21 protein-coding genes are annotated in these 22,688 nt (G+C 65.7%); 8 read left to right on the forward strand and 13 right to left on the reverse strand.

What is annotated here, in order from left to right; genetic code table 11:
• Positions 1-2: 2 nt before the first annotated feature.
• On the forward strand, positions 3-719 hold the full coding sequence (locus F2Q65_RS08590) for a class I SAM-dependent methyltransferase (RefSeq protein WP_150092413.1): 717 nt from the start codon (positions 3-5) through the stop codon (positions 717-719).
• Entirely contained in the window at positions 694-2,436 is a 1,743-nt protein-coding gene (locus tag F2Q65_RS08595) for a glycosyltransferase (RefSeq protein WP_170265608.1), read from the forward strand. Before F2Q65_RS08590 ends, F2Q65_RS08595 begins: the two co-directional genes overlap by 26 nt.
• Before the next feature lie 9 nt (positions 2,437-2,445).
• Here the strand turns inward: F2Q65_RS08595 and F2Q65_RS08600 are convergent, their stop codons facing one another.
• Positions 2,446-3,291, reverse strand: a complete 846-nt coding sequence (locus tag F2Q65_RS08600; protein WP_150092417.1) for an EcsC family protein — start codon at positions 3,289-3,291, stop codon at positions 2,446-2,448.
• Between the two features lie 169 nt (positions 3,292-3,460).
• Between F2Q65_RS08600 and F2Q65_RS08605 the strand changes: the two genes are divergently transcribed.
• Entirely contained in the window at positions 3,461-4,063 is a 603-nt protein-coding gene (locus tag F2Q65_RS08605) for a hypothetical protein (protein ID WP_150092419.1), read from the forward strand.
• A gap of 7 nt (positions 4,064-4,070) precedes the next feature.
• Here F2Q65_RS08605 and F2Q65_RS08610 read toward each other — a convergent pair whose 3' ends face one another.
• The 11 genes from F2Q65_RS08610 to F2Q65_RS08660 form a co-directional block, all read right to left on the reverse strand.
• A complete protein-coding gene (locus F2Q65_RS08610) occupies positions 4,071-4,289 on the reverse strand; it encodes a hypothetical protein (RefSeq protein ID WP_150092421.1) in 219 nt (72 codons plus the stop codon).
• A 188-nt stretch (positions 4,290-4,477) separates the two neighbouring features.
• Positions 4,478-4,999 (reverse strand): hypothetical protein, encoded by a 522-nt coding sequence (locus tag F2Q65_RS08615; protein ID WP_150092423.1) that lies wholly within the window; start codon positions 4,997-4,999, stop codon positions 4,478-4,480.
• On the reverse strand, positions 4,999-5,328 hold the full coding sequence (locus F2Q65_RS08620; protein WP_150092425.1) for a DUF5132 domain-containing protein: 330 nt from the start codon (positions 5,326-5,328) through the stop codon (positions 4,999-5,001). Before F2Q65_RS08620 ends, F2Q65_RS08615 begins: the two co-directional genes overlap by 1 nt.
• A gap of 111 nt (positions 5,329-5,439) precedes the next feature.
• Positions 5,440-6,474: a phosphate ABC transporter substrate-binding protein PstS gene (gene pstS, locus F2Q65_RS08625; RefSeq protein ID WP_150092427.1), complete on the reverse strand. Its 1,035-nt coding sequence runs from the start codon at positions 6,472-6,474 to the stop codon at positions 5,440-5,442.
• 65 nt (positions 6,475-6,539) lie between these two features.
• Complete coding sequence (locus F2Q65_RS08630) at positions 6,540-7,229, reverse strand: hypothetical protein (RefSeq protein ID WP_246156082.1); 690 nt, start codon at positions 7,227-7,229, stop codon at positions 6,540-6,542.
• 102 nt (positions 7,230-7,331) lie between these two features.
• Positions 7,332-8,399 carry a phosphate ABC transporter substrate-binding protein PstS gene (gene pstS, locus F2Q65_RS08635; protein WP_246156083.1) on the reverse strand — a complete coding sequence of 356 codons (1,068 nt, stop codon included), beginning with the start codon at positions 8,397-8,399 and terminating at the stop codon, positions 7,332-7,334.
• A 99-nt stretch (positions 8,400-8,498) separates the two neighbouring features.
• Positions 8,499-9,323, reverse strand: a complete 825-nt coding sequence (gene pstB / locus F2Q65_RS08640; RefSeq protein ID WP_150092429.1) for a phosphate ABC transporter ATP-binding protein PstB — start codon at positions 9,321-9,323, stop codon at positions 8,499-8,501.
• Between the two features lie 36 nt (positions 9,324-9,359).
• Entirely contained in the window at positions 9,360-10,265 is a 906-nt protein-coding gene (gene pstA / locus F2Q65_RS08645) for a phosphate ABC transporter permease PstA (protein ID WP_150092431.1), read from the reverse strand.
• Positions 10,262-11,239, reverse strand: coding sequence for a phosphate ABC transporter permease subunit PstC (gene pstC / locus F2Q65_RS08650; protein WP_150092433.1), 978 nt, complete (start codon positions 11,237-11,239; stop codon positions 10,262-10,264). Before pstC ends, pstA begins: the two co-directional genes overlap by 4 nt.
• Positions 11,240-11,359: 120 nt before the next feature.
• Positions 11,360-12,418 (reverse strand): phosphate ABC transporter substrate-binding protein PstS, encoded by a 1,059-nt coding sequence (gene pstS, locus F2Q65_RS08655; protein ID WP_150092435.1) that lies wholly within the window; start codon positions 12,416-12,418, stop codon positions 11,360-11,362.
• 371 nt (positions 12,419-12,789) lie between these two features.
• Positions 12,790-14,883 carry a SulP family inorganic anion transporter gene (locus tag F2Q65_RS08660; protein WP_150092437.1) on the reverse strand — a complete coding sequence of 698 codons (2,094 nt, stop codon included), beginning with the start codon at positions 14,881-14,883 and terminating at the stop codon, positions 12,790-12,792.
• A 524-nt stretch (positions 14,884-15,407) separates the two neighbouring features.
• Between F2Q65_RS08660 and mfd the strand changes: the two genes are divergently transcribed.
• From mfd to F2Q65_RS19425, 4 genes are all read left to right on the forward strand, one after another.
• A complete protein-coding gene (mfd, locus tag F2Q65_RS08665; RefSeq protein ID WP_246156085.1) occupies positions 15,408-18,905 on the forward strand; it encodes a transcription-repair coupling factor in 3,498 nt (1,165 codons plus the stop codon).
• Positions 18,906-19,015: 110 nt separating this feature from the next.
• The gene (locus tag F2Q65_RS08670) at positions 19,016-19,531 is read left to right on the forward strand and encodes a TIGR00645 family protein (RefSeq protein WP_150092441.1); all 516 of its coding nucleotides are present in this window, start codon (positions 19,016-19,018) and stop codon (positions 19,529-19,531) included.
• 36 nt (positions 19,532-19,567) lie between these two features.
• Positions 19,568-19,912, forward strand: coding sequence for a hypothetical protein (locus F2Q65_RS19655; RefSeq protein WP_211354003.1), 345 nt, complete (start codon positions 19,568-19,570; stop codon positions 19,910-19,912).
• Positions 19,913-19,988: 76 nt separating this feature from the next.
• Complete coding sequence (locus tag F2Q65_RS19425) at positions 19,989-20,243, forward strand: hypothetical protein (RefSeq protein ID WP_170265604.1); 255 nt, start codon at positions 19,989-19,991, stop codon at positions 20,241-20,243.
• A 55-nt stretch (positions 20,244-20,298) separates the two neighbouring features.
• Here F2Q65_RS19425 and gdhA read toward each other — a convergent pair whose 3' ends face one another.
• Positions 20,299-21,651: an NADP-specific glutamate dehydrogenase gene (gene gdhA / locus F2Q65_RS08680; protein WP_150092443.1), complete on the reverse strand. Its 1,353-nt coding sequence runs from the start codon at positions 21,649-21,651 to the stop codon at positions 20,299-20,301.
• A gap of 581 nt (positions 21,652-22,232) precedes the next feature.
• On the opposite strand from gdhA, the gene F2Q65_RS19430 reads away from it, so the two are divergent.
• The gene (locus F2Q65_RS19430) at positions 22,233-22,394 is read left to right on the forward strand and encodes a hypothetical protein (protein WP_170265610.1); all 162 of its coding nucleotides are present in this window, start codon (positions 22,233-22,235) and stop codon (positions 22,392-22,394) included.
• Positions 22,395-22,688 lie beyond the last annotated feature (294 nt).

Below are 22,688 nucleotides of genomic sequence, written 5' to 3' on the forward strand. Positions count from 1 at the left end.
CCATGCGTGCCGGCGACGCGCGGGTGATGCTGCAATTGTTACGCGGCCAGCCTCGTCGGGGTTCCCTGGCGGAGCGGCTGCAGGCCTTCTATGGCCCGCAGGCGGAGCACTACGACGCCTTCCGCGAGCGTCTGTTGCGGGGGCGCGCAGACCTGATGAGCCGACTGGATCCGGCGCCGGGCGCGAACCTGGTGGAACTGGGCGCCGGCACCGGACGCAACCTGGAGTACCTCGGCCAGCGACGGGCGACCCTCGGCATGGTCGATCTGGTGGACCTCTGCCCGGCCCTGCTCGAACAGGCGCGCCAGCGCACCCACGGGATGCGCAACGTCCGCGTGATCGAGGCCGACGCAGCCCGCTATCGGCCACACGCACTGGTGGACGCCGTCTATTGCTCCTACTCCCTGAGCATGATGCCGGAGTGGCAACGGACACTGGAAAATGCCCTCGACATGCTGCGGCCGGGAGGCCGGCTGGGGGTGGTCGACTTCTATGTTTCCTCGGCCGATCCACCGCCTGGTCTGGTCCGGCATGGCCCTTTCACACGCTGGTTCTGGCCGCGCTGGTTCGCCCACGACGGCGTACACCCGAGCCCTGCGCCCCTGCGTCTGCTTCGCACACTGTTACCCCATCATGAGCTCACCGAGCATGGCGCTCCCCTCCCCTACCTGCCCTGGTTGCGGGCACCCTACTATGTCTTCGTCGGACGCAAGCCCTGAGCCGATCGGGTACCACCCGCGCGCCCTGTTCGCCGTCAGCTCGCTCGGTCTCGGTCATGCCACCCGCAGCCTGGTGGTCATTCGCTGGTTCCTGCATCGTGGCTATGCCGTCACGCTGATCTCTGCCGGCAACGCGCTGGCCTTTCTGCGCCTGGAACTGGAAGCCGAGCCGCTGGTGACATTCCAGGAGCTGGCCGACTATCCCGCTCTGGAACGGGGCACCGGCTGGCGTTTCTATCTCTACCTGATGCTCGACCTGCTCCGCACCTGGCGGTTGATCCGGCGCGAACGCCGGCAGCTGCAGGCCGTCGCCGGCGGCTATGACTCCATCTTCAGCGACGGCCGCTATGGCTTCCACAGCCGCTGGACGCCGTCCTTCATCCTTTCGCACCAGATCGCCTTCATCCCGCCCCACGGGCTGGCGAAGACCGCCTGGATCAGCGAGCGCCTGAACCTGGCCGCATTGCGCCGGTTCGACTGCCTGCTGATCCCGGATTATCCGCACGCCGGCGCCAACCTGACCGGGCAGCTGGCGCACGTCGCCGGCCTGCAGCGTTGTTCCCACCATTTTGTCGGTATCCTGTCGTCCTATCAGCGGCTCGACCTGGCGCAGGACATCGACTACCTGTTCGTCATCAGCGGCTATCTGCTGGAGCACAAAGGCAGCTTCGTTCGCAGCCTGCTGGAACAGGCGGCCGACCTGCCAGGCAACAAGGTATTTATTCTCGGCGCCGTCGGCGACACCGCCGCCAGCTACGCCGCATTCCGCCGCCCCGACCTGCAGATTCATACCGTCGCCAGCGGAGAATTGCGACAGACCCTGTTCAACCGGGCCCGCTGCATCGTCTCGCGCGCCGGCTACACCACCATCATGGACCTGGTGGAGCACGACAAGCGCGCCGTGCTGATCCCGACGCCGAACCAGACCGAGCAGGAATACCTGGCGCGCCATCTGGGCCGGCTCAATCACTTCGTCACCCGTGAGCAGGGCGACGACATGGACATCGCTGCCGCCCTGCGCGACTGCGACCGTACCCAGCGCATCCGCCCGCCCTGGCGGACGGCGGAATCCCTGCAACGAATCGACAACGCCATGGCACCGCTGCTGCACCGCCAGCGCTTCCGTATCGTCCTGCCGGCCATGGGCGACACGGCGCGGCTGCCGGCGGCCCTGGAGGGGCTGCTCGGGCAACGCTATCCGTCGGATAGTTTCGACATCCTGGTGGTCAGCGACGGCCCGGACGATGGCATCGCCGACACCGTGCGCCGCTATGCCGAGGAGCGGCCCCACGGACCCCGGCTGCGACATCGCGCGGCTGGCCGACCAAGGGAGGGGGCGAGCGATGCATCGTCGGTGGACTGGATACTCTTCTGCGACGCCAAGCTCAGTCTTGGCCCGCATCTGCTGCAACAGCTCAACACCTGGCTCAATCGCCACGGCAAGGACGTCGCCGCGGCCTCCACGGTGGCCTTTCCGGCCACGTCAGACGGGCTCTCCGCCTGGCTAGGCTTCGGGGTTCAACGCCTGAAACACCGCCTGCTCCCAGCGAGCGGCCGCGTCCGGCTCGTCCGCGCCGATCTGGCCGGACTGGCGGACTGCGGAGCCGGACCGGGCAAGGACGAACCGCCCCCGATCAAGCTGTTTCGCCGACATGGCCGGCTCCGCCAGGTGCCGACGGATCAGGTCTCGCGCGCCACGCCCGTCTCGCTCGGCTGACGGTCGACCCTACCAGCCCTCTATCGGGCTGAATTCCCGCTTCGGCTTCGCGGCCCGCAGGCGCATCGCCTCGTACGCCGCGCGGACTCGCTCCACGCCATGGTCGCGTTCCAGCCGGCGCAGGACAAAGTGACCGCGCGCCACGTCCTGGTAGTGCTGCATGAAGGCCAGATTCACCGCCGCGGCGCTGAAGGCGCCCGCCACCGGCACCAGTTGCGCGGCCACCTTGTCGGAGATGACCACGCCGAAGCGCGCGGCGACGGCGCGTACCAGTTGGATGGCGGCTGGGATGTGCGGGAGCGCGCTGCTCCCGGTATATTCCAGCAGATTTTCAAAATGCAGCCCCAGCGAGAGCCGCATGCCGTAATAGCCGATCTCGGCATCTTCGTCGTCTCGCGTACGCCCGCCCAGGGCAAACACCTGCACGCAGGCCAGCCGCGCCTCGGGATCCCCGTGTATATCTTCCCCTTCGGCACGGGCGGTGTCGGCAATGGCGCGCAGCATCAGCACAGTGGCTAGCGGCAATTCCGCCAGCACCGTCAGGGGGCCGAAAAAGCCGCCAACGGCGCCGGTGCCCATCACCATGAGCCTGTGCCGCCATAGGCTCGCCGGCACCGGCCCTTGACGTCCCATGGAACCGATGGCGACCTCCAGGGCACGCCGCATGCTGCTCTCGGTGCCGTTGGCCAGACGCCGTCGCCACGCCGGCGGGAACAGCTTGATGGCGCCGTCCACGGGTGTCGCCAGCAGATCGCTGAGGCGCGCGGCAAACGAGGGATGCTCGAGCCTGGCATAACACCAGGCCAGTTCGCGCGCCGCGGCCTCGGGAAGGCAGGACCGGGTCAGTTCTTTCACACAAACCTCCGCGTGGTCGCCGCAAAACGCGTCATGTCAGTTGCCGAATGCCTCAACCTTTGCCACGATTAAGACAGAGTCAACAACCATCCGTCTTCGGCCACCGTCCGAGTGGTTGTTCGTTGACGTCGCGCTCAGTCGTTGCATCAGCCATCCGCCTCCAGTCCTCATGTCCACCGATACCACCACGGCATCCGCTCATGCGCCTGGTCACACATCTGGCCGGCACATCGACCAGCGTCAGTCCCTGGCGGCCGAGACCTTTTTCTATTTCTTCTTGCGGCTGCGTAAACAGGAGATTCGCCGCAGCGTCGATGCGCTGAAGAGGCGCTTCCCGGACGACGACGCCCTTCGGCTCGCCCAACGTCTGATCGACGCCAAGACCGGCGTATCGGCCCTGGGCGGCGGGCTGCTCTACCTGCCGGCGCTGCTGCCCGGCCTCGGGCAGGCACTGACCCTGGTCGGGATGGTGGGCGCGGGCTCCATGCTCGCCCGGCTGCACCTGTATCTGATCCTCGAGATCGCCTGCCTGTTTGGGGAAGATATCGACGATCCGGCGCGGATCCCGGAAATGATCGGTGTCGCCGGGGCTGTGGGCCTGGGTGCCGCCGCCCCAGGTCTGCTGACGCGCCTCGGCATCCAGCCGATCTACACCGTACCCGCGGGCGTCCTGTCCATGGCCATGGTGACCCGGATGGTGGGCATTGCCGCCACCGCCTTCTATGGCCGCTATCCCGCCCCGCAGTCGCCGGCCGCCGGAGACGCCGTCTGAATGCGCCTCAGACCCGCGACTGCAGATGTTTCGGCAACGACTTCACCAGCAGCCCCGTGGCGATGGAGAAGGTCGCCGTCACCGCCGCGATCTTTGCCAGTTCTTTTGGCGGCGGCAGGGTCAAGCGGAACTCCCCACGCGCCTTGGCCTGCCCCATATTGTAGTGGATCAGCGCCTCGGTCATGAACACGCCGAATGTGATGCCGGTGATGATGATGTTACCCACGATCTATTGCCCTCGGCCGATGAATTGACCAGTCTCGTCGGGTCAAGCACCAGGTATGCTGAAATTGTCCTGCCCGGCACAAGGCCGGGCACTGTCCTGCATCGGGCAGGCATCGCCCTGACCCGGCCCGCGGACTCCGCTACTTAAAACATAGCACGGTACCTGACTCACGCCCGTGCGCTCGCCCTTCATTCCGTCGCGGGGGGCGTCACGGGGGCCGTCGCGAGTTCCTCTTCCAGCCGCAGGGTCGCGGCCAGATCAACGAGATACAGCACCAGCGTCAACGCCGGCGCCAACAGTTGCCCGCGCATCAGTTGACGCACCGACAGCCCCACCATCACCAGCAGAAGGACCAGGCGGAGATTGGCGGGGGAGCGCTGCAGAGCAGGCCCCTCGGTGGCGGCCGAGGTTGCATGCGCCGGGGTGCATAGGCGAAGCCTGCCTTGGCGCGCCAGCACCTCGGCCATACGGTGGATCTGCGCCGGATCGTGCCAGATCAGCACGCCGCCAGTGGTTGGATTGATGCTCAGATCCTCCACCTCCGGCGCCTGGCGCAGCCGATCGTAGAGGGCCAGGAAGAATTCCAGGTCACCACGCCGGGACGGCACGCGCAGGCGCAGCCGCCGGCGCGTTCGGTGCACGACCAGGGCCGCGATGGGTTCGCCGACGGACGCCTCAGCGGGGCCGCCGGGGCTGTCGCCGCCGAACATCAACCCTCGCTCCGGGTCGGCCCGGCGTTAGTTCCGGCGTCTGTACCTGTGCCCGTCCCAGAATTATTTTCGGCGACAGCCGCCTCACGCTCCTCGCGCAACTCCTCGCGTACTTCGGCCAGCAGGTCGTCCATGGCCTCGCCGGCCTCCGCCATCATCTCCTTGCCCTTCTCCAGCGCCAGCAATCCACCCTTGAGCGCAGACCGCGCCGCCGGCCGCAGGTAAGGGGCGAGAACGGACACCGCCAGTGGCACAATCACCGCCACGCCCAATCCAATGACGGTGTTGCGCAGGGCCTGGTTCTTCGTTAACGCATCGAACTGCGGCATGGCTGGCCTCCTGAGGACGTATACGGGACGTCCGCGACCGCCCGGACTCGGTCATAGGGTCGCGTCATGCCCAAAGATACATCATTCCATGGGGATGACGAACCGGCCGGGCTAGTTCAGTCGCCCGAGGACATTGGACACGGCCTGATCGGAAAAGCGGATGTAGCCCAGGCGTTCGCTCATCTCCTGCCCCTGGTGCAGGGCAAATCCGATGAAGTCGACCAGGATCTGCCGCTTGGCGGGATCATCGTACCGGTCGCGCATGATGAACCAGGACAAGGCCACGATGGGGTAGGCCCCCTTTGCCGCCGGATCGACCATCCGCTCCGGCTCCAGCACCGGACCGACACTCTGCATCACGGCATCGAAGGATTCGGGCGATGGCCTGACGAACTCGCCGGAGTGGTTTTCCACTGTCGCCATGTGCATACCCGTCAGATAGGCGAAGGCGTACTGCACATAGCCAATGGCACCAGGAATGGACTTGACGAACGCGGCGACACCGTCGTTGCCCCGCCCGCGCACCAGCCCGCCGCGCTTCTTCAGCGTCGCCGGCCAGTTCGGCGTCATGGTCGTGCCGATGGACTCGGCAAAGGCCGGGCTGATGGCGCTGAGGTGCTGGGTGAAGTGGTAGCTGGTGCCGCTGCCCTCGCTCCGGGCCACCACGGTGATCGGCGCGGCGGGCAGGGCGACATCCGGATTGGCGGCCTTCAGGGCGGGGTCATTCCAGCGCTCGATGCGCCCGAGAAAGATGTCCGCCAGCACCTGCCGCGGCAGGCGCAGTTCCGCCACCCCGTCCAGGTTATAGATCACCGTAATGGCACCGGCGGTCATGGGTAACTGCGTCACCCCGCCGTCAACCTGGGCTTGCTGTGCTTCGGTGAGCGGGATGTCAGAACCGATGAAGTCGACGCGGCCATTGAGCAGATCGCGGATGCCGCCGCTGGAGCCGATGCTCTGGTAGTCGATTTCGATGTCCGGATTCGCCCGGTAGTAGTCGCGGAACCAGCGCAGGTATAGCGGATCGGGAAAGCTGGCGCCGGCGCCAACCAGCTTGACCTCGTCCTTGGCCATCGCGGGCAGCGCGACGCCAATGGCCAGCAGCGCCAGCACAAAGGCCACTGGGAAACCTAGGCGGTTGTTCATCATTCGTTTCCTCTTGTCATCAAATTCGCCGATCGCCGCTGGATCCGTCGCGTTCGCAGCGGGCCTCAGCCCCCCATGTGGACCGTATCCGCCTCGCTCCTGAGCAACTGCCCAAGGCGCTTGACCAGCAATGGCTTCTCCACCATCATCTTCAGCGTGTGTTTGCGCGTATGCTTGACCAGGGTCGAGGGATCAAAGTACGCCCTGGCGTTCTCCACCGACAGGACGAACGGTGCCTCGCCCTCGCGCGCGAGCATCCAGCTCATGACCAGGCAGCCGGTACGGTGGTTGCCTTCCAGGAACAGCTGCGGCTGGCTCAGGATAAACATGTAGGCCATGGCCGCGCGCCGCCAGACCGACTCGCCCTGCATCGACCGCATCCGTGCCGCCAGGGCCGCGATCCCGTTCTCGCCCGTGTCGTAATAATGCGCCTCGGTGGCGCTGCGCAACCGCTGGCAGCCCTCGCGGGTTCGATCATCGGAGCCGCACAAGGTCAGCAGGTTCAGTTCCAGCAGTTCCGGTGAACTGCCCAGCGCGAAGGGATTGCGCCGCGCCGCTACCAGCGCGTCGACGCGCCGATAGCCAAGCATCAGGTGGTCGATCACCTGGTCGGTCAGCGGCTCGCGCGCAACCGACAGGGTGTTGTTGATGCGCTCGAAATCGGCCTGGACTGCGCGCAGGGAGTACTCGATCGCGACCAGGTCGAGGCGTCTGCCCCGGTCAACATTGCGCCTGTCCGCCGGCATCCGGGACATCACGGCTTCGACCTACCCGTCACCACGGTAAGGGCCAGCACGGAAAGGGGCCCGACCGGCAGCCGACCAGCAAGCCGCATCGACAGCATGCCGCGAAACGACCTAGGGCTGGAGGCGGATACGGTCCAGCCGTGCCCGGGCCAGGGCGACCATCTCGTCGGGCAACGGCACGTAGCCCATGGCCTCGGCGATCGACTGGCCATCGCCGAGCCCCCACGACATGGCGCCCTTCAGGGCATCCAGCCTCGCTTGATCCGCGTATGTGCCCCGCAGCAGAACCCAGGTATAGCCGACGATCGGATAGGCCCCGGCGGCGGCCGGATCGGGGACGAACAGCCGCAGATCGTCAGGTATGGCGCCGGCGGAGGCCAGGGCCAAGGTTCCCGCGGCCGGCGAAGGGGCGATGAACTCGCCGGCCCTGTTCTGCAGCCGCGCCACGGGCAGGCCAATGCGTTGGGCGAACTCATACTCCATATAGCCGATGCTGCCTTCGCTGACCCTGACCCGCTGGGCGACGCCCTCGTTGTAGTTCACCTGCATCGCCACGTCGGGCCAGAGCACGCGCTTGCCGACGCCGGGCCCTTCGCGCCAGACAGCGCTGATGGCGCTCAGGTGGCGGGTGAAGATCTGGGTGGTACCGCTGCCGTCAAGCCGCACCACCGGCGCGATGCTGCGTTTCGGCAGCTTCAGCCCGGGGTTATCCATCTGGATGCGTGCATCGTCCCAGGCGCGGATCTCGCCACTGAAGATGCCGACCACGGCCTCCCGCGACAGGCGCAGCCCCTCGACCCCTGGCAGGTTGTACGCCAGGGCGATCATGCCCGCGGTCATCGGCAGCATCAAGGCGTCGCGGCCCGCCGGCGTCGCCAGCTCGGCATCGGAGAGCGCCCCGTCACTGGCGCCGAAATCGACCTCGCCGGCGAGGAACCGCCGGACACCTTCGCCACTGCCCACGGCGGCGTACTGGAAAGACACCTCCGGTCGATTGCCGGCATAGGCCTGTATCCAGCGCTCATAGAGCGGCTGCGGGAAGGTCGCGCCGGCGCCGCTGATTATCAGCGCATCAGACCGGGCCCCCGACGCGGGGGTCGAATCGGCGGAACAGGCGGTCAGCACGACCGCCACCATGACGCCGGCGAAGGCGCCCGCAAGGCGAATTGGGTTCTTCATGTCCTGACTCCGCGACATCCGCTCACAGACTTCAGCCCGGCCTGCCGATAGTGCCGGGGACCAGGGCGACGCTGATGTACTGGCCTGACAGGCCGAGAATCAGCTGAACTCGCCGGCGACGTAGTCCTTGGTCAGTTGCTGTTGCGGGTCGTCGAACACCTGGGCGGTGGGACCCATCTCCACCAGGTAACCGGTGCGGCCGCCCTTGGAGATGTCCACCGAAAAGAACGCCGTGGTATCGCCGACGCGGGTGGCCTGTTGCATGTTGTGTGTCACCAGCGCCACGCTGAAGCGGCTCCGGAGATCGAGCATCAACTCCTCCACCTGGCGGGTGGCGATGGGGTCGAGTGCCGAGCAGGGCTCGTCCATCAGCAGCACGTCGGGCTCGGTGGCGATGGCGCGGGCGATGCACAGACGCTGCTGCTGCCCGCCGGACAGGGACAATCCGCTGTTCTTCAGCTTGTCCTTGACCTCGTTCCACAACGCGGCGCGCTCCAGGGCCTTTTGCACCTTTTCCTCGAGATCGCCCTTGTACTTGTTCAACCGCAGGCCGAAGGCGACGTTGTCGAAGATGCTCATGGAAAATGGATTCGGTTGCTGGAACACCATGCCGATGTAGCGACGTACCACCACCGGATCCACCTTCTTCGCGTAGATGTCCTGGCCGTGGTACATCACCGACCCCTCGAACCGGAACACGTTGATCAGGTCGTTCATGCGGTTGAGGCTGCGCAGCACGGTGGACTTGCCACAGCCGGACGGCCCGATGAAGGCGGTGATCTTGTTCTTCTCGATGGGCACGACACTGTCACGCACGGCGAGGAAATCACCGTAGAAGATCTTGTCCACCTTGCAGTCGATGACGGTATCGCCCTCGGGGGTGAAAGGATCGGCGACGAAGTTCGCTTCCGCTGCCATAGTCATTTTGAGTACCTCGGAATAAACGGGAACGGCGGCCGATCAAACCTTGGGCTGGCCAAACAGGCGGGCCAGAATGTTGAACACCAGCACGATCAGCACGAGCACCAGCGATGCGGTCCAGGCCAGCTCGATCTGGTTTTCGAACGGCATGCCGGAAAAGTTGTAGATCAGGATCGACAGCGACGCAGTCGGCTCCATCAGCTCGCTGATGAAGTAATTGCTGAACAGGGCCGTGAACAGCAGCGGTGCCGACTCGCCGGCGGCCCCGGCGATGGCCAGCATCACGCCGGTGAGGATGCCCGGCAGACCGGTCGGCAGCACCACCTTCCAGATCACCTGGGTGCGGGTGCAGCCGATGCCGTAGGCGGCGTCTTTCATGCGCTGCGGCACCTGCTTGATGGCCTCCTCCGCGGCCAGGACCACCGTTGGCAGCATCAGCACCGCCAGCGCCACGCCGCCGGCCAGCGCGGAATAGCCGAAACTGATCACCAGCACCGCATAGACGAACACACCGGCGAGAATGGACGGAAAGCCGGTGAGCACCTTGGCCAGGAAGCGCGCCGTGGTCGCCAGCTTGCCCTTGGGTTCGAGCATGGCCAGGTAGATGGCGGCGAGGATGCCGAAGGGCACGCTGATGGCCGAGGCGATGGCCACCATCAGCAGTGTGCCGACGATGGCGGGACCGATGCCGCCGCCCATCTCGAACCCTGCCGGGGGCAGGGCCGTGAGCACCTCGGCGAAGTCGGCCCCGAACAGACGGGTGCCGCCGCGCACCAGCAGCATGTACATCACCGACAGCAGGGGCACCGACGCCAGAATGGCCGTACCCCAGGTCAGGATGGTCAGGACATTGTTCTTGATCGCGCGCCCCTCAAGGAGTTGGCGCTCGAGATTAGGCCGTGTAAATTCCATGTCGGAACTCGCCACCAGATCGATATTGCTCATGCCTTCCCCTCGAACTTGCGCATGGTGTACTGCTGGATGCCGAGGCCGATGATGTTGACCGCGAAGGTGATCAGCAGCAGCACCAGGGCGGCGTACATCAGGGCCTGCACCTCGATCGGCCCCGCCTCCGGGAAGTTGGATGCCAGTAACGAGGCCAGCGTATTGGCCGGCGCGAACAGCGACAGGCTGATCTGGTTACTGTTGCCGATGAGCATCGCCAGCGCCATGGTCTCGCCCAGCGCGCGGCCGAATCCGAGCACCAGCGCCGCCAGGATACCGGAGGAGGCTGTGGGCAGCATCACCTTGAGGATGGCCTCCCACTTGGTGGTGCCCATGCCGTAGGCGGCCTCCTTCACCTTGTAGGGGATGCGGCGGAAGGCATCCACCGAGATGGCCGCCACCGTCGGCAGGATCATGATCGCCAGCACCAGCGCCGCGGGCGCCATGCCGGGTCCGCTCAGATCACTGCCGAAGAGCGGGAACCACGAGAAATGCGCGTGCAGCCATTCCGCCCCGGGCCGGATCATCGGAATCAGCACGTAGATACCCCAGAGCCCGTAGACCACCGACGGGATGGCGGCGAGCAGTTCGACAATGGTGCGGAAGGTGGACGCGACCCGGTCGTGAATGAAATCCTGCGTCAGGAAGATGGCGATGGCAATGCCGAACACCCCGCCCACCAGCAGTGCCAGCAACGAACTGTACAGGGTGCCCCAGATCTCGGGCAGCACGCCGAACACGCCGTTATTGGTATCCCAGGTGGTGCCGACCCAGAAACCAAGCCCATGGTCGGCCATCGCCGGGACGGCCTTCTTGCCGATCTCCCAGAGGATGAACGCCACCAGCACAATGATCAGCAGCGCGCAGACGTAGGCAACGGCGCGAAAGATGCTGTCAGTGGCCCGCTCCGCGGACGACGGTGGTCGCGTGATCGAACCGGAGTTGCCTGAGTTCGCGAATGGATTGATGGCCATGGGATCGATTCCTGCGGGTGTTCGGTCTGTTCGCCGGAACTGTCACGTCTAAAACGGGCTGGGGGCGGCCGGCGCTTTGCGGCCGCCCCCCCTAGGCGTGCAAGACGTCGACGAGTTGCGTTACTTGACGAAGCTGAGCGCGGCCTGAACCTTCTCGGTCACCGCCGCGGGCAGCGGGATGTAACCCAGACCATCCGCCTGGCCCTGGGCCTCGTCGCTGGTCAGGTAGTTGACGAGCTTGTGCAGGGCCTCGGCCTTGTCATCGTCCTGATCGTGGTAGAGCAGCAGCCAGGTCATGCTGACGATCGGATAGTCGTCCGCGCCCTCCGGGTCCCAGGCCCAGGCGCGCAGGTCCGGCGCACCGCTGACGGGCAGGGTCGCATCCGGGAAGCGGATGCTGGCCAGGGTCGCGGCGCCACCCTCGGGGCCCGGGGCAATGAACTTGCCCTGCTGGTTCTCCAGCAGCGCGGTGGGCTGGCCGGTGAGCTTGGCGAAGCCATACTCGATGTAGCCGATGGAACCCGGAATCTGCTTGATCTGGGCCGTGACACCGTCGTTCTTCGGCGCCTTGATGATCTTGTCGCTGCTCGGCCAATTGGGTGCCTTGGCCTTACCGACGGTGTTCTTGAACTCCTCGCTGACGGCGGAGAGGTGGCCGGTGAAGACGTAGCTGGTGCCGGAGGAATCCGAACGCACCACCACGGTGATTGCCTCGTCCGGCAGCTCGACGCCGGGGTTGGCGGCAACGATCTTCGGATCGTTCCAGCGGGTGATGGTGCCGCCGAAGATGGCGGGATAGACGTCGCGCGGCAGGCGCAGCTCATCCACGCCCTCCAGGTTGTAGGCAATCACCACCTCGCCGGCGGTCATCGGCAGCAGCACCACGCCCTGCTCGACCTTAGCGATCTCCTCGTCGTTCATGGCCGCGTCGGAGCCGGCAAAGTCCACGACACCATTGATCAGATCCTGGATGCCGGCACCGCTGCCCTTCGACTGATAGTCGACACGGATGCCCTTGGTCTCCTTGGAGAAATCCTTGAACCACTTGGCGTAGATCGGCGCCGGGAAGCTGGCGCCCGAGCCGTTGAGCTTGACGTCGGCGAAGGCAGCCGGCGCCGACAGCATGGCAACGACTGAGCCGACCAAGGCTGCGGAGGTGAACAGGCGTGGGGAAGTCATGTGTCAGGAGACTCCTAATCGGGAGGTGTAGATCTGAAGAGTCCTGCAATTATGTCAGCCCGGTCCTGACACTTTGGTGAAGCTTTCATGACAATTTTGTTGCAACGGCTCGCCGCCGACTGAGCCAGCCCCTGCCTCAAAGCATATGGCGGAGATCCGGGTGCAGTCTATTTAATATGCAGAGTTTTCTGACTTGGGTGCAGTCGTCGATCGCGTGGTGCCCGAGGCGCTGACGCCTCCTGCTTAGGCAGGCGCTGATTTATTCGGCATTTTGCGTGATTCAGAAACCGCGTTTTCGGAACGCCGGGGTTTTTTGGCCAGGATAGCCCAGATCAGGCATCTCGCTGGCGACTGGTCGCCGACGTGCGTCCTCAGGCCGTGCGTGCGGCGTTGCTGTCAAAGCGGCCGAGCAGGTCCTGCAGCGCGGCCTCCTTGGTGGGATAGAAGCGGTCACGGCCGATCTCGTCGACCAGCCCGGTGCGCTCGAACACCGACATCACCTGGTGCTTCAGGCCACTGAAGTACAGGGTCACGCCGTTGTCCTCGAGCTGCTTGATCACCTCGCGCACCTTCTCCTCGCCCGAGGCATCGATCTCGTTGATGCCGCTGCCGATCATCAGGATCACCTTCGCCTGCGGGAAGTCGCCGACCGCCTCGATCACGATGTCCTCGAAATAGGCGACGGTCGAGAACACCAGTGAGCCGTCGAAGCGTACCGGCACCACGGTCTGGCTGATCGGCTCGAGCCGGTGGGCGCGGATGCCGCTGAGCGAGCCGTCCGGCTTGCGAGCGACGATCTCGGCGCGTGGCCGCATGCTCTTGAACAGAAAGGCGAGCACGGTGAGCACGATGCCGAACAGGATGCCGTTGGCGATCGCCGGCGCCATCGCCAGGGTGGCAAAGAAGGTGGCGATGCCGATCAGCGCGCCGGAGCGGTCGAAGCGCCAGGCGTGGCGCAGCGGGGCGATCCGGATCAGGCTGAACACCGCCATCATGACGATCACCGCCAGCACCGACTGCGGCAGGTTGTACAGGTAGGGGGTGAAAAACAGCAGCACCAGCACCACGGCGAGCGCGCTGATGATCGCGAACAGGCCGGTGGTCGCGCCGGTCTTGGCGGCCACCGCCGAGCGCGAGAAGGAGCCGCTCACGGTATACGAGCTGAAGAAGCTGCCGACGATGTTGGCCAGGCCCTGGCCAACCAACTCCTTGCTCGCGTCGACGCGCTCGCCGGTGCTGGTGGCGATCGCCTTGGAGATCGAGGTCGCCTCCATGAAGCCGATCAGCGCCATCACGATGGCCGCGGGCAGCAACGCCAGCATCAGATCCCATTGCAGGCTGGGTACCTGGAACGAGGGCAGCCCCTGCGGGATCTCGCCGACCACGGCACCGCCCGAGGAGAGCGTGACCTGGCCGTCGCTTAGCCCGGCGAAGTGCCAGGTGCGGCCATCGCCCGACACCTGCGGCGGCAGCGCCCCAGGGTGGAAGAAGCGCAGGCCGTCGGCGTGCTCGGCACCCTCCAGGGTCAGCGCGTGCAGATCCACCCGCCGGGCGTTGTTCAGCCGCTTGAGGTTCTCGAGCTGGTACTCGAGCAGGTGGATCTCGCCGGCGAGCTGCGAGGCGCGTGCGAAGGCCTGCGGGTCGTTCTCGGCCTCCAGACGGTGCATCTCGCGCGACTTGGCGGCGATGGTCTCGGTGCGCAGATCGATCTGGCGCTGTGCCTCACCGAACGCCTGGATGGTCGCCGCGGCCTCGATGTCCTGGATGGCGTCGAGCGGCACGGTGGTCTTGTGCTCGTAGCCGACCAGACCGGCCAGCACGGTGCTGGCCAGCACCGCAATCAGCACCCCGGGGGCCTTCGGGAAGAAGCGCTTGAGGCCGACGATCAGCACATAGGCGCCAGCGGCGAACAGCAGGGTCGGCCAATGGGTGGCGCCGACCTGCTCGACCACCCGCCACAGATCGGCCAGGTAGTTGTCGGAGCGAGGGAAGGGCACGCCGATGATCTTGCTCAGCTGCGACAGGCCGATGATCAGGGCGGCGGCGTTGGTGAAGCCGACGATCACCGGGCTTGAGAGCAGGTTGACGATGGCACCGAGCTTGAACAGGCCGAGCGCGAGCCGCAGCATGCCGACCATTAGCGCGAGCATCACCGACAGCTCGATAAAGCCGGCGCTGCCGGGGGCGGCGAACGGGATGACTGCCGCTGCCGACATGATCGAGAGCATCGCTACCGGCCCGGTGTGCAGCTGACTGCACGAGCCCCAGAGCGAGGCGACGATCACCGGCAGGAAGGAGGCGTAGAGCCCGTACACCACCGGCAGGCCGGCGAGCTGCGCATAGGCCATGCTCTGCGGCACCAGCACCAGGGCGACAGTGATGCCGGCGATCAGGTCGGCGCGGACCTGATCGCGACGCATCGGGAACCAGCGCAGGAACGGCAGCAAGGCGTGCAAGGCATTCATCGGAGCATTTCCCCTCTACACCAGGTGGGGCAGGCGCCGACCGCCATGGCGTCAGCGGCATGGCCTGCGCGGCGATCGGCGTGCAGGGCCAGATAGACAGGCGAACAGTCTACTGAACGGCTGGGTTAGGGTCTAATCAATGACTGGAATACCAGCAATGGCAGATCGTCTATACGCGGCCGTTAGCGGGGGCTCCGGGGACGGTATACTTATCATGGAGTTCACTTCAGCGTGCGGCCCGATTCCCCCGGCGAGATCGACACCAGCCACACTGAAGCCAAGTTCCCGATACTGCATCTTTAATTCAGACACCAGCCGTACGGATGCCAGGTTCCGTATGCTGCACCTGTAATTTGCGGGGCTCGGCGCGGGCACCCTCTGCAGGCATCGCGCGATATGCGACAATTGGCGCCCTGAATTTCGACCGGTTAAACCGCCGGCACCGCCCGTACAGCCACCGACAGACCACCGTGCATCCACCGACTGCGCCCGCCCCCAGCCCCGATATCCATCCCGCCGATCCCGTGCCGGACCCGTCCGCCTCCGCGGTCGATCCGCCCTGGCCGCAACGTCCGGGTGAGCGCTTGCTGTGGGGTCGTCTCTACGGCAGTGCGCCGGCGCTGGCCATTGCCTCTGCGGCACGCAAGGCTGGGCGACCGCTCATCGTCGTGGCCGCGGACATGCAGTCGGCAACGCGGCTGCGCGATGAACTGAGCTTCTTTCTGCGGGGCAGTGAGCTGCCGATCCTGGGCTTTCCGGACTGGGAAACCCTGCCCTACGATGTCTTCTCCCCGCTGCCGGAGCTGGTGTCCGAGCGCCTGCTCACGCTACACCGGCTGCCGGCGCTGACCCGCGGCATCCTGGTGGTGCCGGTGGGCACCCTGCTGCAGCGGCTGCCGCCGCGGGACTACGTGGACGGCCACTCGCTGGTGCTGGGCGTCGGCGACCGGATGGACCTGGATGCCACACGCCGCCGGCTGGAGCGCTCCGGCTATCAATGCGTCTCGCAGGTCATCGCCCACGGCGAGTTTGCGGTGCGCGGCGAGCTGCTGGACATCTTCCCCATGGGCAGCGATCAGCCATTGCGCATCGACCTGTTCGATGACGAGGTGGAATCCATCCGCACCTTCGATCCGGACAGCCAGCGTTCCGTCGACAAGCTGGACCAGGTGCGCATGCTGCCGGCGCGGGAGTTTCCCTTTACCGAAGAAGCCATCAGCGCCTTCCGCCAGCGCTGGCGCGCCACCATCGATGCCGACCCCAAGGCCAGCCTGATCTATCGCGACGTCTCCGACGGCCGCATGCCGGGCGGCCTGGAGTACTACCTGCCGCTGTTTTTCGACGCCACCGCGACCCTGTTCGATTATCTGCCGGAGGGCACGCTGGCGTTCGAGTCCGACGACGCCCGCGAGGCCGCCGGGGCGGCGTTGGCCGCCATCGCCGAGCGCTACGAGCAACGCCGGCATGACCCGGAGCGTCCGCTGCTGCCGCCGAGCCGCCTGTACCTGGACACCGACGAGCTCGCCGGCCGGCTCAACGGCATGGCTGGCGTCTGCTGGCAGGGCCACGAGGTGGCGCAGCGGCGCAAGGGCTACGGCGCCGTGTGCAACTTTGCCACCGGCACCCTGCCGGCGCTGGGCATCCAGGCCCGTGCCGCGGATCCAGCGGCCCACCTCAGGGCCTTTGTCGCCGGTGCCGATGCAGACCAGCCGGGCCGCCGCGTGCTGTTCGTGGCGGAGAGCACCGGCCGCCGCGAGATGCTGCTGGAGAATCTGCGCGGCTTTCGCATCCAGCCCAGGGCGGTGGATGGCTGGCGTGACTTTGTCGATGGCGACATGGCCCTGGGCATCACCATCGCCCCGCTGGAACAGCCTCTGCTGCTGGACCAGGACAGCGGAATACAGCTCGCCCTGATCACCGAGACCCAGCTCTACGGCGAGCGGGTGCGCCAGGAGCGCCGGCGCAAGACCCGCGAGCGCGACGGCGATGCCGTGGTGCGCAACCTCACCGAGCTGCACGAAGGCGCGCCGGTAGTGCATGAGGAGCACGGCGTCGGCCGCTTTCTGGGCCTGCAGACCATCGCGGTGGGCGGCAGCCGCGCCGAGTTCCTGGCCCTGGAATATGCCCGCGGCGACAAGCTCTACGTGCCGGTCAGCTCGCTGCACCTGATCTCGCGCTACACCGGCTCGGCGCCGGAAAACGCGCCGCTGCACCGCCTCGGCACCGATCAGTGGGACAAGGTCAAGCGCAAGGCCGCGCAGAAGGCGCGCGACGTGGCCGCCGAGCTGCTGGATATCTACGCCCGCCGCGCCGCCCGCCAGGGCGTCGCCTTCCCGGACCCGGGGGCAGACTACGCGGACTTCGCCACTGCCTTCGAGTTCGAGGAGACGCCGGACCAGCAGCGCGCCATCGAGGCCATCCTCAGCGACATGGCCAACACAAAGCCCATGGACCGCGTGGTCTGCGGCGATGTGGGCTTCGGCAAGACAGAGGTCGCCATGCGCGCGGCCTTCGTCGCCGTCAGCGGCGGGCGCCAGGTGGCCGTGCTGGTACCGACCACCCTGCTTGCGCAGCAGCATTTCCAGAACTTCTCCGACCGCTTCGCCGACTGGCCGGTCAAGGTCGAGAGCCTGTCGCGCTTCAAGACTGCGAAGGAGACCAAAGGGGTCACCGATGGACTGGCCAAGGGCACGGTGGACATCGTCGTCGGCACCCACAAGCTGCTGCAGTCCTCGGTGCGCTTCAAGAACCTGGGGCTGGTCATCATCGACGAAGAGCACCGGTTCGGGGTCAGACACAAGGAGCAGATCAAGAGCCTGCGCAGCGAGGTGGACGTGCTCACCCTCACGGCCACGCCCATCCCGCGCACGCTGAACATGGCCATGTCCGGCCTGCGCGACCTGTCCATCATCGCCACGCCGCCGGTGGAGCGCCACCCCATCAAGACCTTCGTCTCGCCCTGGAACGACGGTCTGATCCAGGAGGCCTGCCAGCGCGAGATCAACCGCGGCGGCCAGGTCTACTTCCTGCACAACGAGGTGGAGACCATCGAGAACATGGCGCAGAAGGTGGAGGGGCTGGTGCCCGGCGCGCGGGTCGAATACGCCCACGGCCAGATGCGCGAGAAGGAGCTGGAGCGCGTCATGCGCGACTTCTACCACCGCCGCTTCAACCTGCTGGTCTGCACCACCATCGTCGAGAGCGGCATCGACGTACCCACCGCCAACACCATCATCATCAACCGGGCCGACAAGCTCGGTCTGGCGCAGCTGCACCAGTTGCGCGGCCGCGTCGGGCGCTCGCACCACCGCGCCTATGCCTACCTGATCACGCCCCCGCCCAAGAGCCTGACCGAGGATGCCAAGAAGCGCCTGGAGGCCATCGAGTCGCTGGAGGACCTGGGCGCCGGCTTCACCCTGGCCACCCATGACCTGGAGATCCGCGGAGCGGGTGAGCTCCTGGGCGAGGAGCAATCGGGCCAGATCCACGAGATCGGCTTCACCCTCTACATGGACCTGCTCGAGCGTGCGGTGCAGGCGCTCAAGGCCGGCCGCACGCCGGAGCTGGACCGGCCGCTGGATCACGGCGCCGAGATCGACCTCGGCCTCCCGGCCCTGCTGCCGGACGACTACCTGCCCGACGTGCACACCCGCCTGGTGACCTACAAGCGCATCGCCAGCGCCGCCGATGCCGCCGAGCTGAAGGACCTGCAAGTGGAAATGATCGACCGCTTCGGCCTGCTGCCGGAGCCCACCAAGGCCCTGTTCGAGATCACCGCCCTCAAGCTCAAGGTGCAGCCGCTCGGCATCCGCAAGATCGAGGCCGGCCCCAGCGGCGGGCGCATCCTGTTCGGCGAGCAACCCAACATCGACCACATGCGGCTGATCCGCCTGATCCAGTCCCGCCCCAAGGACTACAAGCTCGACCAGGCCGCCGGGGCGCTGCGCTTTACCCTGGACATGAGCGAGCCCGGCAAGCGCGCCGCACAGGTGGAGACGGTGATCGGGCAGTTGACGGGGTGATGAACGCATTCGCGCCACGGCAACGTCTGCGCAATGCAAAATAAGGAAATACAGTAAACTACGCAGACACGCGCAATCCTTGCGGGAATCGATTGGTAGCGAGTCGAGCCATGAAACGGATCGAGCTTTTTATCGAATGGCTGATCTTCAGCAGTCGCTGGCTGCTGGCGCCCTTCTATCTCGGGCTGGTGCTCGCCATCGGCCTGCTGCTGGTGAAATTCATCAAGGAATTCATCAGTTTCGTGCCCCTGGTGTTCTACGGAGAGGGCAGCGACGTGATCATCGGCCTGCTATCGCTGATCGACGTGGTGATGATCGCGAACCTGGTCCTGATCATCGTGCTGGCGGGCTACGAGAACTTCGTCTCGCGCATCGAGACCGGCAGCCACGAGGATCGCCCCAACTGGATGGGTCATGTCGGCTTCGCCGAGCTGAAGATGAAGCTCATCGGCTCCATCGTCGCCATCTCCGGCATCGAACTGCTCAAGGCCTTCATGTACGTCGACAATCTCACCACCGAACAACTCGCCTGGAAGGTCGGCATCCACATGACCTTCGTCGTCTCCGGCGTGCTGTTCGCGGTGATGGACCGCGTGGCCGCCGGCAAGAGCGGCGCGGAGCATTAGCCAGGCGCCGGCCGATCGCCGGTGATGTCTCCGGACATGTCCGCGGACCCGAGCCGCCTCATTGCCGCCCTTGCGCGTGACCGGATCACCCTGGATCTGAGCACGCTCGACCTCTGCTTCCTCGCGGGCCTCTACCTGCGGTGCGCACTTTCCCGAGGTGGATCTCGCCCTGCGCCGTGGGCGACATGTCGAACGCGACGACGGCGCCGGTTCGACCAACGCATCGCCGCCGAGCAGGTCCGTACCAAGGTCGCCGAAGCGCTTCGGCGACTCGCCGATCTTGGCTTCATCGATGTACTGGACGACACCCGCTTGCGCCCGGCGTTGATGCGATTCGCGGAGCCGGTCCGTGATCTGAGCGACCCGCGAGCGGGCCGATGAGCTGCGCCGCCGCCTGGCCGAGGCCGAACAGGCACAGCGCAAGGCACGGCAGCAGCTGGCCGATGCCGAGTCGCAGTTGTCCCGCGTCTGCGATGAACTCCACAGGAAGGAGGCCCAGCAGCAGACCCTGACAACGGAACTCGACGCCGCCGAGGACTGGCTCCGGCGTCTCCGGCAGGCCCTGCAGGCGGCAGCGGCAGTCACGCGCCGCCAGGCCGAGCTGTCTGCGGCCGAAGCTGCGGCGCACACCGACGCAGCCGATGTCGGTCGCGGTCCGCCAGGCAATGGCGGGGCAGGAAGCCCCGCCATTTCTGGCAGCGCAAGCCACTGAAACCGGGCGCTCAGGGCGGTTTGGATTTCCTATCCGTATCAGACAGTGACGAGGCCTACACCGCGCCCTGGTCGATCATTGCGTCGGCCACCTTGCGGAAACCGGCAATGTTGGCACCCAGCACCAGGTTGTTCGGCTCGCCGAACTCCTCGGCCGTGTCGGCGCACTGCTTGTAGATGTTGGCCATGATCTCCTTGAGCCTGGCGTCGACCTTCTGGAGGGGCCACTGCTGCATGCTGCTGTTCTGGGCCATTTCCAGCTGGCTGGTGGCCACGCCGCCGGCATTGGCGGCCTTGCCGGGACCGTAGGCGATCCTGGCCGCCAGGAAGCGATCCACGGCCGCGGCGGTGGACGGCATGTTAGCCCCTTCGCTGATGCAGGTGACGCCGTTGCCCAGCAGGGTTTCGGCATCCGCCTCGGTCAGTTCATTCTGGGTGGCGCAGGGGAAGGCGACATCGCCCTCGATGCGCCAGACTGCATGGCCGTCAGTCGGGTAGTCATCGACCGGGGTGTAACTGGCCTCCGTGTGCTGCTCGAGATACGCCTCCAGGGAGGTGCGTTTGACCTCCTTGAGCTCCTTGAGCAGCGCCAGGTCGACGCCGCGGGGGTCATGCAGGGTGCCGCGGGAGTCGGAGCAGGTCACGGGCTTGGCGCCCACCTCGTAGAGTTTCTCGATGGTGTAGATCGCCACGTTACCGGCACCGGACACCAGACAGGTCTTGCCTTTGATGCTGTCACCGCGTGCCTCGAGCATGTTCTGGGCAAAATAGACGGCACCGTAACCGGTGGCTTCCTTGCGGCCGATGGAGCCGCCCCAGTTGAGACCCTTGCCGGTGAGCACGCCCTCGTAGCGCCCGGTGAGACGCTTGTACTGACCATAGAGGTAGCCGATCTCACGGGCGCCAACGCCAATGTCGCCGGCCGGGACGTCGGTGGTGGGGCCGATGTAGCGATACAGCTCGGTCATGAACGACTGGCAGAAGCGCATGATCTCGGCATCCGACTTGCCCTTGGGATCGAAGTCGGAGCCTCCCTTGCCGCCGCCGATCGGCAGACCAGTCAGGGCGTTCTTGAAGATCTGCTCGAAGCCAAGGAACTTGATGATCCCGGAGGTGACGCTGGGATGGAAGCGCAGGCCACCCTTGTAGGGGCCCAGGGCCGAGTTGAACTGAACGCGATAGCCCTTGTTGACCCGGACCCTGCCGGCGTCGTCGGTCCAGCAGACTCGGAACATGATCTGGCGTTCGGGTTCAACGATACGTTCGATGATGCTGTGGTCATGATAGTAGGGGCTGCGCTCGAAGAGCGGCCGCAGGCACTCCAGCACCTCTTCCGCGGCTTGGTAGAACTCGGTCTGAGCCGGGCTGCTCTTGCGCAGTCTTTCGAGTGTGTTATGAACGTAGGGCATCATCGATTCCTATCGTGTACAGATCCTAGCGGGATCGAGGACGATGCCCGATCCGCTCCGAAGTGGTCTTTCACCGGCGCACCAATATAAAGCAATGCACCATCATGCAGCAACTGTACAGATCATGCTGAGATCAGACATTGATATGAGCCAAAAATGCTTGCGATTGCCGATCAAGCTCGCACCAAAACAAAGCATTAAATTTTCGTCATAAATAATGAATAACCGAAAAGGAAATGCTGATTTATTCAGCATTTCCCGCGCAGGGCAGGATGCCCTGCCATTTTTAGCGGCGCAAGCCACTGAAAATTAAGCGATTCAGAAACTGTGCTCTCGAATCGAACGCTGAATCTTGCCCAGGAGGCCAACAGATCTAAGTCTCCAAAGGTCGCGGCCGTCGTCTCCCCGTTGGCCTGGCCACCATGAGAGGCGTCGCACGTACCTTCGGAAACCTACCGTGCCCCTGACGGCCCCGGCGCTACGGTTTCCCCCATCTCGCTGCTGCTGGCCCACAGCAACCGCCGGAATAGCTGGTCGATCCCGGCCTCCCGCCACTGCCGGTGCGCCGGTGTGTCCTATCGGTGGCCGAACGACTGCGCTGGCGTCCATGGCGCAAACCGCGGGCGACCAGCGCCGTGCTGCATGTCCTGCTGGGCGCCATCGAACCCATCTTCGCCAGGGCAGCGGCGCTGAGGCGCCGCGCCGATGAGGCGCAGGAACGCCTCCGCGGCGCTCTGGATTAGTGTGCGTATGGTCCCGGCATGGGCATGTCCATATGCTGGCGCAGCCTGGCCTCGGAGGGCGTCTGTGGAGACGCGGATTGAGTAGCCTCCAGGCCAAAAATCAGCATGCGGGAAAGGCCTTGATCATCGCGCCGGCCGGTAGCCGGTAGAGTGGGCAAGCCGGTAGCCGGTAGGGTGGACAAGCGCAGCGCCGTCCACCAGCGGCAGCACGGGGGTTTGGTGGACGGCGCTGCGCTTGTCCATATATGGTCCGCCCCGCGATGCAAGAGCGAAATCGCTGTTGAACAGAAGAAG

Source organism: Thiohalocapsa marina, from assembly GCF_008632335.1.
In the GTDB taxonomy this organism is placed as follows: domain Bacteria; phylum Pseudomonadota; class Gammaproteobacteria; order Chromatiales; family Chromatiaceae; genus Thiohalocapsa; species Thiohalocapsa marina.

Coding starts and splice junctions, on each gene's coding strand:
- F2Q65_RS08590 (WP_150092413.1), top strand. CDS start 3: ATGCGTGCCGGCGACGCGCGGGTGATGCTGCAATTGTTACGCGGCCAG.
- F2Q65_RS08595 (WP_170265608.1), top strand. CDS start 694: ATGTCTTCGTCGGACGCAAGCCCTGAGCCGATCGGGTACCACCCGCGC.
- F2Q65_RS08605 (WP_150092419.1), top strand. CDS start 3,461: ATGTCCACCGATACCACCACGGCATCCGCTCATGCGCCTGGTCACACA.
- F2Q65_RS08615 (WP_150092423.1), bottom strand. CDS start 4,999: ATGTTCGGCGGCGACAGCCCCGGCGGCCCCGCTGAGGCGTCCGTCGGC.
- F2Q65_RS08620 (WP_150092425.1), bottom strand. CDS start 5,328: ATGCCGCAGTTCGATGCGTTAACGAAGAACCAGGCCCTGCGCAACACC.
- pstS (WP_150092427.1), bottom strand. CDS start 6,474: ATGAACAACCGCCTAGGTTTCCCAGTGGCCTTTGTGCTGGCGCTGCTG.
- F2Q65_RS08630 (WP_246156082.1), bottom strand. CDS start 7,229: ATGTCCCGGATGCCGGCGGACAGGCGCAATGTTGACCGGGGCAGACGC.
- pstS (WP_246156083.1), bottom strand. CDS start 8,399: ATGAAGAACCCAATTCGCCTTGCGGGCGCCTTCGCCGGCGTCATGGTG.
- pstB (WP_150092429.1), bottom strand. CDS start 9,323: ATGACTATGGCAGCGGAAGCGAACTTCGTCGCCGATCCTTTCACCCCC.
- pstA (WP_150092431.1), bottom strand. CDS start 10,265: ATGAGCAATATCGATCTGGTGGCGAGTTCCGACATGGAATTTACACGG.
- pstC (WP_150092433.1), bottom strand. CDS start 11,239: ATGGCCATCAATCCATTCGCGAACTCAGGCAACTCCGGTTCGATCACG.
- pstS (WP_150092435.1), bottom strand. CDS start 12,418: ATGACTTCCCCACGCCTGTTCACCTCCGCAGCCTTGGTCGGCTCAGTC.
- F2Q65_RS08660 (WP_150092437.1), bottom strand. CDS start 14,883: ATGAATGCCTTGCACGCCTTGCTGCCGTTCCTGCGCTGGTTCCCGATG.
- F2Q65_RS08670 (WP_150092441.1), top strand. CDS start 19,016: ATGAAACGGATCGAGCTTTTTATCGAATGGCTGATCTTCAGCAGTCGC.
- F2Q65_RS19655 (WP_211354003.1), top strand. CDS start 19,568: ATGTCCGCGGACCCGAGCCGCCTCATTGCCGCCCTTGCGCGTGACCGG.
- gdhA (WP_150092443.1), bottom strand. CDS start 21,651: ATGCCCTACGTTCATAACACACTCGAAAGACTGCGCAAGAGCAGCCCG.